General features: G+C 40.2%; 8 protein-coding genes and 4 tRNA genes. 7 read left to right on the forward strand and 5 right to left on the reverse strand.

Annotated features, from left to right (window positions below):
- Nucleotides 1-412: 412 nt before the first annotated feature.
- On the forward strand, nt 413-625 hold the full coding sequence (locus HDT10_RS03370; protein WP_290879997.1) for a hypothetical protein: 213 nt from the start codon (nt 413-415) through the stop codon (nt 623-625).
- 135 nt (nt 626-760) lie between these two features.
- On the forward strand, nt 761-955 hold the full coding sequence (locus tag HDT10_RS03375) for a hypothetical protein (RefSeq protein ID WP_290880000.1): 195 nt from the start codon (nt 761-763) through the stop codon (nt 953-955).
- A 30-nt stretch (nt 956-985) separates the two neighbouring features.
- On the opposite strand, the gene radA is transcribed toward HDT10_RS03375, so the two are convergent.
- The 4 genes from radA to HDT10_RS03395 are packed head-to-tail and all read right to left on the reverse strand — an operon-like array spanning nt 986 to nt 5,040.
- Entirely contained in the window at nt 986-2,335 is a 1,350-nt protein-coding gene (radA, locus tag HDT10_RS03380; RefSeq protein WP_290880002.1) for a DNA repair protein RadA, read from the reverse strand.
- 53 nt (nt 2,336-2,388) lie between these two features.
- Complete coding sequence (ftsY, locus tag HDT10_RS03385; protein WP_290880004.1) at nt 2,389-3,276, reverse strand: signal recognition particle-docking protein FtsY; 888 nt, start codon at nt 3,274-3,276, stop codon at nt 2,389-2,391.
- The gene (locus HDT10_RS03390) at nt 3,276-3,911 is read right to left on the reverse strand and encodes a TlpA disulfide reductase family protein (protein ID WP_290880006.1); all 636 of its coding nucleotides are present in this window, start codon (nt 3,909-3,911) and stop codon (nt 3,276-3,278) included. Before HDT10_RS03390 ends, ftsY begins: the two co-directional genes overlap by 1 nt.
- A 43-nt stretch (nt 3,912-3,954) precedes the next feature.
- On the reverse strand, nt 3,955-5,040 hold the full coding sequence (locus HDT10_RS03395) for a DUF3298 and DUF4163 domain-containing protein (RefSeq protein WP_290880009.1): 1,086 nt from the start codon (nt 5,038-5,040) through the stop codon (nt 3,955-3,957).
- A 138-nt stretch (nt 5,041-5,178) separates the two neighbouring features.
- Here HDT10_RS03395 and HDT10_RS03400 point away from each other — a divergent pair.
- The 4 genes from HDT10_RS03400 to HDT10_RS03415 all read left to right on the forward strand — a co-directional run bounded on the left by HDT10_RS03400 (nt 5,179) and on the right by HDT10_RS03415 (nt 5,584).
- Nucleotides 5,179-5,253, forward strand: a tRNA-Gly gene (locus HDT10_RS03400).
- A 49-nt stretch (nt 5,254-5,302) separates the two neighbouring features.
- Nucleotides 5,303-5,389: transfer RNA gene (locus HDT10_RS03405), tRNA-Leu, on the forward strand.
- A gap of 8 nt (nt 5,390-5,397) precedes the next feature.
- Nucleotides 5,398-5,472: transfer RNA gene (locus HDT10_RS03410), tRNA-Cys, on the forward strand.
- A gap of 24 nt (nt 5,473-5,496) precedes the next feature.
- Nucleotides 5,497-5,584: transfer RNA gene (locus HDT10_RS03415), tRNA-Ser, on the forward strand.
- 278 nt (nt 5,585-5,862) lie between these two features.
- Here HDT10_RS03415 and HDT10_RS03420 read toward each other — a convergent pair.
- On the reverse strand, nt 5,863-5,988 hold the full coding sequence (locus tag HDT10_RS03420) for a hypothetical protein (protein ID WP_290880011.1): 126 nt from the start codon (nt 5,986-5,988) through the stop codon (nt 5,863-5,865).
- 325 nt (nt 5,989-6,313) lie between these two features.
- Here HDT10_RS03420 and gatB point away from each other — a divergent pair, with 325 nt between their 5' ends.
- The gene (gene gatB, locus HDT10_RS03425; RefSeq protein WP_290880014.1) at nt 6,314-7,741 is read left to right on the forward strand and encodes an Asp-tRNA(Asn)/Glu-tRNA(Gln) amidotransferase subunit GatB; all 1,428 of its coding nucleotides are present in this window, start codon (nt 6,314-6,316) and stop codon (nt 7,739-7,741) included.
- Nucleotides 7,742-7,896 lie beyond the last annotated feature (155 nt).

Here is a 7,896-nt window from a genome sequence, read left to right on the forward strand (position 1 = left end):
CTGATTATGTAGCAAATGGTAGTGATGAAGACAGACAAAGAGTTCGTGTAGAAGTTAGATATAATTTCTAATTTCAAAAAAGAAGCCTAGTATAGCTTCTAATCTAATGATGAGGATTCCTCCTCATCATTCTCTTTCTTGTCATTGCGTCCTTGTGTCATTGCGAGAAAATTTAAAAAATTTTCGTGGCAATCTATAATTTTGCATACTTATAATTTAAAATTCAACAATGGAATCATTTTATTTGTGCAATATTATAGATTGCTTCGTCATTCGCTTTGCTCATTCCTCGCAATGACACAAGTTGTGTATTTCATTTATGCTGAATCGTAGATGGACGAAATGGTGAGCGATAAAATTCTTGATGAAGTCAAAGAGGGCAAAGCGAATCTTGTCCCATTAAAAGAATTTTTTGAAAAAACGGGTTTGCATAATGTATGAAGTCGTCATTGAACTGAAGGAGAATCTCTTTGTAGAATCTCTCAATCTTAAGGACAAAAGATGGATTAAGAATAAATTGCTTGACTTACAAAAGGGTAATTTCAATGGAGATAAGGCTCTTAAGGGCAGATATAAAGGCAAGTTTAGAAAAAGGGCGGGGGGACTACCGAATCATTTATCTTAAAGAGGAACAGCGATTGATTGTTTGTGTGATTCCTATAGGACACAAAAAAGAGATTTATGAGGATTGATTCTTGGATTTATAATTAGTAAAAACAATCAAACATTAAATCTATTTTGTGGATTTTGAAGTATAATAATGCAGGGTGTTTGCCACAGGTCATCACCCTGCGGCAAAATCTATGCCCTAAAAGGAGCATACGATGAAAGTCGCAAAATTCATCTTGTGCGCAATTATACTGCTTTGTATAATTGTTGTCAAGGCTTATTGACTTCAAGCCTAACCCTGCTTTCCGCAAGGTTCAAGATGAATTTCACCTGTGGCATATTCTAATCTCTCATCATTGCGGGAATGCCAAATCTCTTACATCCAATCAATAATTTTTGTAACTTCTTGCACTTCAAAACACTTGATATTGATTGTTTGGGCGGGCTTTTTGGGTAGAATCGCCCGCGTGATTCCAAGCGATAAGGCTTCTTTGAGCCTTGCTTCTACATTTGGCACATCGCGAATGTCTCCTACAAGACTGACTTCGCCTAGAAATACGCTTCCGCTAGAGAGGGCTCTATTGCGAAAGCTAGAAAGAATCGCAGCCACGACTGCCAAATCCGCCGCAGTTTCTAAAATCTTGATTCCGCCTGTGATATTGATAAACACATCGTAACGATTGAGCGGAATCTCTAATTTGCGCTCTAATAATGCCAAAATCATATTGAGACGATTAGAATCAAAGCCGGTAGAGGAACGTTTGGGCATTCCATAGGCGCAGTCGCTCACGAGGGCTTGCACTTCCAAAACGAGCGAGCGAGAACCCTCCATAACGACACTTAGCGCACTTCCGGGCGCAGAAGTCTTTTGTTGGAAAAAAATCTTAGAAGCTTCTTTTGCCCCCACTAATCCGTTGCTTTTCATCTCAAAAATTCCGATTTCGCTTGTGTTGCCAAAACGATTTTTGAAGCCTCTTAAGAAGCGCAATTCACGACTAGAATCCCCCTCAAAGTAAAGCACGCAATCCACCATATGTTCTAGGATTCTAGGTCCGGCAATCGCACCCTCTTTGGTGATATGTCCGATGATAAACACGCAGATTCCATATTCTTTGGCAAGGCGCATTAGCTCAAAGGTTACTTCGCGCACTTGAGAGACACTTCCCGGACTTGAGCTAATATTCTCGCTATAAAGCGTTTGGATACTATCAATCACAACCATAGAATAGCGGTGTTCTTTCGCATAGATTGTGCCTAGAATCTCTTGCAGTTTGATTGCATTGAGCAAGAAAAGGTTTTCGCACACTGCATTGAGCCTCTCGGCGCGCAATTTGATTTGTGAGGCACTCTCTTCCCCGCTGACATAGAGGACATTTTTTCCCATTTTGGCTAAATTGCTTGAGATTTTGAGTAGAAGCGTGGATTTCCCAACGCCCGGACTGCCACCGACTAGATACATTCCGCCAAGCACGATTCCTCCCCCAAGCACAATGTCTAATTCTTGCTCGCCACTGCTAAAGCGCACAAACTCTTCTTCTTGCACTTCTGTGATAGGAGTAACTTTGCTCACAAGTGGGGATTCCGCAGCCTTAAAGGCTTCAATCTGCTCTTCTTTGAGCTCTAAGAAACTTTCCCAAGCCCCACAATTAGAGCATTTTCCAAGCCATTTTGAGCTTTGGAATCCACAATGCTGACATTCAAAAATTTGCACTTTTTTCTTTGCCATTTCATAGCCTTTAGGGATTATCTGTGCAGATAATGCGGGTTGTCGTTTGGATTCTAACTTTCAAAGATAGAATCTAAAATCGTTGTAATGTATTCTTCTTCATTAAAGACAATTAGGTCTTGGGCGGTTTCTCCCACACCAATGTATAGAATCGGCACACGCAAGGCGTAGATGATACTAAAGATTGCGCCTCCTTTACTTGTGCCATCTAGTTTGGTGATGATGACGCCGTCAATCCCTCCTAGAGTTTGGCTAAAAATCCTCGCTTGCTCTAGGCTAGAAGTGCCTTGCGTGCCGTCCAAAATCAAGATTTTGCGATGCGGTGCGCCCGCCTTTGCCTTGTCGCAAATGCGCATAATCTTTTGTAGCTCTTGTTGTAGATTGCTTTGATTATGTAATCTTCCTGCGGTGTCAATGATTGCGACATCTAGGTTTTTAGCAATCGCAGAAGTAATGGTGTCAAAGGCGACTGCGGAGGGGTCGTGTCCGATTTGTGAGGCAACCACAGGGAGGCTTAATCTCTCTCCCCATAGCTTGAGTTGCTCAATCGCAGCCGCTCTAAATGTGTCCCCAGCCCCTAGAATCACACTTTTGCCTTGTTGCTTATAGAGATTGGCGAGTTTGGCAATCGTTGTCGTCTTGCCCGCACCATTGACACCCACAATGAGATGAACACAAGGCTTATCCTCTGTGGTTTTTGCTTGCACCTTGTCGTAGTAGCTTTCCCCACGAAAAAGCCTAAGCAGTGCGACTTCAAGCTCATTGCGACTGATTTGCTCTCCAAGTGGGCTTAAAATCATCTCAATTAAGTCATAATCCATATCCGTTGTGATTAAAATCTCTTCTAAAGTCTCTTTGCTAAGTTTTTTGTGGGTTTTTGGGAGTAAATCACGAATGTTTTGCGTGGTTTTTTGTAGGGTTTTTTTGAATATTTCAAGCATTAGTGTGCCTTTAACTTTGCTAAATTTTGTGAGAGGTCAAACTCAATCATTTCTTCTGGAATCGCACCTAAATAATGGATAATGTATTGCCCATCTTTGTCGTATAATGCGATGAGTGGCACACCCTCAATGTTGCCAAGTGCATTGAAGAGCTTGGAGCGATTCTCATCTAATATCATTGGGATATTAGTAGCATTTTCTTCATTGAAGACTTGCATAATGCCTTTGAAGTTCTCTACTTCTCCTACTAAGTCGTCTATGGGGATTCCATAGAGGGAGATTTGCTCACCAAATTGTTTTTTGAGATTTTCTAAATGAGGCAAAATTCCCTTGCAAGGGTCGCACCAAGTGGTGAAAAAGAGCAAGACTTTAAGGTTGTTTGTATCCGAAGTAACAATCAGATTCTTAAAAACATTTTCTTTTTTGGGTTCAATGTTTTTGAAGTTATTTTGCTCTTTTTGAGGTTTTTGATTGATGATTAATGCGGTGTTTGCATTGCTTTTTAAGATAAGATTTTTCAAAATTTCTTGTTTTTTTTCTTTGATTGTCTGACTTGCTTGCTTGTTTTCTTGTTTTTCGCAACCCAAGATACCAAAACAAAGCCCAATCATCACGACCAACCTAATCCATTTCATTCTCTTTCCTTGCATTAAAATGCTTATTATAACATCTCTCGCATTATTTGGCGAATAAAGATTGCAGTGGTGTTTTGCCAAACTTCTTCAACTGAAATTGTGCCATTTTCTCTAATGGAATCCTAAACTTAAGGATTCCATACGCGTAAGGCATTAACTCGTAGGGTTGATAAACAAAGACAAACGAATCGTAATCAAGCAAAACCACCTCTGAAACATTGAAAGATTCAAAATCCACAAAGCCCTCTTCATCTATATTTTTCAAATATTCTTGATAGGCTTGCCAAAGCAGGCTTTTTAATTCTGGATTATTAAAATCTATTATTGTTTTTAAGTCTAAGATTTTGTTGTCTTTGGATATAATCACGCTCTTTTGATAAGAGATTCCGTGTGCCCCGCCTGTATAGGAATAATCATTGATAGAAAATACAAGCAAGTTTTCATCAAAATAATATAGAGAATCCGCTACATTTGTTTCAAATGAGGAGGTTTTTAAGAATTCTTCTATTATCTCTTTCCAGTCTTTTCTTTCCTCTATCGCCATTGTCGTAAAGGCTTTGTCTATAGAGTTTTGCGCACTTTCTACAAATACTCTTTGAGCATTTTCGCAATCAAATTTTTCACGATAGAGTGTTTGCAATAATTTCTGAATTTTTGAATCTTTAGAACAATGGAATCGTATTGTTGCTAGGGCATGGGTGGTTGTGTCGGGAGTTTTGGGGTATTGGTAGGTTACTTCGTGTCGCTCTAAAGTGATAGAATCTAGTAATTCAAGATTAAGCTTGTGTTGTTGGTTGGCGGTTAAAACCTCTGTAATGACGCCATTTTCAACCTTTAGGGCAAGATTTTTGCATTGGAGAATGCCCTCTTGGATACTTTGGTTTTGGGATTGCGATTCGTTTTTGCTTAAAGGCGTGCAGCGTCCGAAATCTTGATTACCAGCCCACAAAATCCCCTCATCAGAATTTGCAACAAAAAGCAAAGAAGTGGCTTTTGTCGGATTGAATCCTGCTTGATGGGGCAGGAGGCGAAAAGTCTGATAGGTGAAATCCAAAGCCATAGTGTGAATGCCAAAGCATAGAATAAAGATTCCTAATGATTTTGTTAAATTAAAGCCTTGTTGTTTCATTGTTGCAGTCCTTTTCTTGCTGAAAATTTATAGAAAATATAGAATTTGGAATTTTAGCATTTTTTATTATTTTTGCCTAAAATATCTTGATTTTTTTCAAAAGCATCGCTATAATTTTGCTCTCACTTTTACTTTTATGCGGGAGTAGCTCAGTGGTAGAGCATAACCTTGCCAAGGTTGGGGCCGCGGGTTCGATCCCCGTCTCCCGCTCCATTATCTAAAATCATAAAAGTAGCGAAAGTTTGATAGACTGAATCAATTTGCCCGGGTGGTGAAATGGTAGACACAAGGGACTTAAAATCCCTCGGACATTGCGTCCGTGCCGGTTCAAGTCCGGCCCCGGGCACCACGACAAATGGCGACATAGCCAAGCGGTAAGGCATGGGCCTGCAAAGCCTTGATTCCCCAGTTCGAATCTGGGTGTCGCCTCCATTTTGAATCTTATTTATTGTTTGTCGGGAGATGGCTGAGTGGTCGATAGCGGCGGTCTTGAAAACCGTTGAGGGTCATACCTCCGGGGGTTCGAATCCCTCTCTCCCGGCCACTTCTAAATTTCATTAATAATTTAAATATCCTAAAGAATTAAGCAAAGCTATCTACCGTGTTATTGCAATTCCCTCACTGCGAGGCTTTAGCCAAAGCCAATCCATAATCTTAAAATTATTTGTAATGTCCAACTTCAGTCATTGCGAGACTTCGTCCGAAGTTGTGGCGCACATTGCGTAAGCATTTGCCCACACTTGCAAATCCATTATCAAGCATACATTGTGATATTCAACTCGTATAATCCAAAATCTCGCTTTAGGGTTTCCATTGCAAGAATCAATTTAGCTCAAGACTATGGATTGCCACGCATTTTTGAAAAATGCTCGCAATGACATTTACCACTGCGTCATTGTGAGGCAAAGCCGAAACAATCCATAATTTAGCAAAAAGTAAATTTTGCAATGGAATCTTCAAAACAAGACTTTAGATTATGTATTGCCACGCGTGGCTCGTAATGATGCAAATCGTGTATTTTATTTTTCCCAACATTGTAGATTGCCACGCAAGTTTTATAAACTTGTTCGCAATGACAGAGCAGCAGACGCTTTAGTTTCCTGTTATTGCGAGGAAGTGAAGCTGATGAAGCAATCTATAATCTAGCAAAAGGTAGATTTCCCACCACTTCTTAAAAGGTTAAAAAACACGAAACAATGAATCATCAAGGAATCTAGCGTTTATTTAAAGCAAAATTTGATAAAATGCACCGAATTTAATAAAAGGTGCATTAATGAGTGCTTATGAAACCATTATTGGGCTTGAAGTGCATGTCCAGCTCAATACCAAGACGAAAATCTTTTGTGCGTGTGCAACGAGTTTTGGTGAAGAGCCAAATAAAAATGTTTGTCCTACTTGCTTAGGTTTGCCCGGTGCGTTGCCTGTATTGAATCGTGAAGTCGTCAAAAAGGCAATTTCGTTTGGCACAGCAATCAATGCTAAGATTAATCAAAATTCTGTGTTTGCGCGCAAAAATTATTTTTATCCTGATTTGCCTAAAGCCTATCAAATTAGCCAATTTGAGATTCCAATCGTGGGACGTGGGGAAATTGAGATTGAAATCAATGGAGAAAAAAAGATTATCGGCGTAACGCGTGCGCATATGGAGGAGGACGCGGGGAAAAATATCCACGAGAGCCATTATTCTAAAGTGGATTTGAATCGCGCTTGCACGCCACTTTTGGAGATTGTGAGTGAGCCTGATATGCGAAGCAGTGATGAGGCGATAGCGTATCTTAAAAAACTACATTCTATTGTCCGATTCTTAGGAATCTCTGATGCAAATATGCAAGAGGGAAGCTTCCGCTGCGATGCGAATGTTTCTATCCGCCCCAAAGGAGATTCCAATCTCTATACGCGCGTAGAAATTAAGAATCTCAATAGCTTCAAATTCATTCAAAAAGCCATTGAATATGAAGTAGAGCGACAAATTGAGGCGTGGGAAGATGGCAAATATGCGGCAGAAGTCGTCCAAGAAACGCGTCTCTTTGACACGACAAAAGGTATTACGCGCTCTATGCGTGGCAAGGAGGAAGCGGCAGATTATCGTTATTTTCCAGACCCTGATTTACTCCCTGTGTTTATTGACGCGGAGTTAATGGAGCAAGGGCGCAAAATCCCAGAAATGCCTGATGAGAAAAGGTCGCGTTATGTGCGAGAGTTTGGAATCAAAGAAAGTGATGCAAAAGTGCTCACAGGTGAGCTTGAAATGGCGTTATACTTCGAACAAATGCTTGCTTTAGGCGCAAGTCCGAAAGGTGCAGTTACTTGGCTGACTACCGAGCTTTTAGGAAGGTTAAAAGGCGAGAATAATTTGCAAAATTGCGGGATTAAATCGGAGACTTTAGCGACTTTGGTCAAACGCATTGATGAGGGTAAGATTAGCGGTAAAAGTGCTAAAGAAATCCTTGATGTTTTGGTGCAGAATCGTGGAGGTGAGGTAGATAGTCTGATAGATTCTATGGGATTAGCACAGGTGAATGATGAGGGTGCAATCCTTGAAGCTATTGAAGCAGTCATTAGTGCAAATGCGGATAAAGTGGCGGAATACAAAAGTGGCAAAGACAAGCTCTTCGGATTCTTTGTAGGGCAAGTGATGAAAAGTTCTAAAGGAGCAAATCCTGCAAGAGTAAATGAATTGCTCAAAGAAAAATTAAAATAGGTTAAGGAAAAGGTGGTTTTGCTCTTATAAGAGGTTGATTTGCAATCTAGTTTTCATTTTATTAAATTTTGTCATAATCTTATCTTGGAATATAAAGGAGAAATAATGTCTAATGTAGTTCTGCGGGGGGGGGGGGGGAAAATTCTATTTAGTTA

The organism is Helicobacter sp., assembly GCF_014799995.1.
Lineage (GTDB): Bacteria > Campylobacterota > Campylobacteria > Campylobacterales > Helicobacteraceae > Helicobacter_D.